Origin of the sequence: Eudoraea sp. (genome assembly GCF_049665975.1) — a bacterium.
In the GTDB taxonomy this organism is placed as follows: domain Bacteria; phylum Bacteroidota; class Bacteroidia; order Flavobacteriales; family Flavobacteriaceae; genus Eudoraea.
On the sequence record NZ_JBATGR010000293.1, the window covers coordinates 1 to 1,552 of the forward strand.

1 protein-coding gene is annotated in these 1,552 nt (G+C 34.1%); it reads left to right on the top strand.

Annotated elements, in window-relative coordinates; translation table 11 throughout:
* Positions 1–1,552, top strand: a 1,552-nt coding sequence (locus tag WBN20_RS10365; RefSeq protein ID WP_424281630.1) for a PAS domain S-box protein, incomplete at both ends; no start/stop codon positions are given.

A 1,552-nucleotide genomic window follows, 5' to 3' on the forward strand; every position in this document is an offset into this window, starting at 1 on the left:
GAATAATAGTGGTTAATCAGGATCAGCTAATTGTCTCTATTAACAAAAAAGCAGCACGTCTCTTTGATTTTTCCCATGATGAACTTTTAGGAAAACCTATTTCTGAAATAATTCCTGATAAGTTTAAAAATGCCCATAAAGAACATCTTAAAAAATATTTCAAGCACACAAAGAAAGATTCAATGGACGGTGGGCGTTGTGTGCAGGGAAGGAGAAAATCTGGCGAGGAATTTCCTTTGACTGTAAATTTTAATCCTTTTACAATTTATGAAAGAACTTATGTTCTGGCACTAGTCCATGATTTGTCGGAAAGAATAGAAATTGAAAAAAACTTAAATGTAAAAAGTGAAGCTTTGGAGGCTACCCAAAACGGTATTGTCATTTCAGATGCATTAAAAGAGGATAATCCTATTATATATGTGAACAGGGCATTTAAGAAACTTACCGGATATTCAGAATCTGAAGTCCTTAATAAAAATTGCAGGTTCCTCCAGAAAGGCGACAATGACCAAAGAGGAGTTAAAATAATGCATAAGGCCATAGCAGCAGGCAAAAGGTGCCAGGTACGGGTGAGGAATTACAAAAAGGACGGCACCTTATTCTGGAATGAAGTCTCTATTAATCCAATCCGAAATAAAGATAGTAAGATCACACATTTTGTAGGAATTCAAAATAATATAACCAACCGCGTAAAAGCGGAAGAAGAGATAAGACATTTCCTAAAGATTTTTGATGAATCTCTTAACGAGATATATGTTTTTGATGCGGTAACACTAGGGTTCACACATGTAAATTATGGTGGCCATAAGAATACTGGATATACCATTAGAGAAATTAAAAGATTAACAATAACAGATCTTATTACGGGTATTACTGAAGATCGGTTCAGGGAAATTCTAGATCCCTTACAGTTAAGTAGTAAAAAGAAAATTACATTTGAAACCCAGTTTAGGCGCAAGGATGGAACAACATATCCTGCTGAAATTCATTTGCAATCCTCCAGTCTTGGTAATAAAATTTTGATAGTAGCCATTGTCCTGGATATTTCTGAACGAAAAAATTATACTCAAAAACTCGAAAAAACGGTTGCACTAAGAACCAAGGAACTTGAGGAAGCTTTGGACAAAGAAAAGGAACTGAACAATCTAAAGACCAAATTCCTTTCGATGGTTTCTCATGAGTTCAAAACTCCTTTAAGCACTATCCTTACCTCAGCCACATTGGTTGGTAAATATACATCTACTGAACAGCAGGATATCAGGGAGAAACATTTAAAATCTATTAAAACAGGGGTACATCATCTTACCGGAATATTGAATGATTTTTTATCTATTGAGCGATTAGAGAAGGGAAAAGAAGTTTATAGACTTAATGATTTTTCGCTTAGTAAAGTTGTTAATGAGGTAATTTATAATGCGAATATGTTACTAAAAACAGGTCAAAAAATTAATTATCCCCTTAATATAGAGGATCTTACTATACATCAGGATGAGAAGATTATTTCGTTGGCATTAACCAATTTGTTATACAACGCCATTAAGTATTCTCCTGA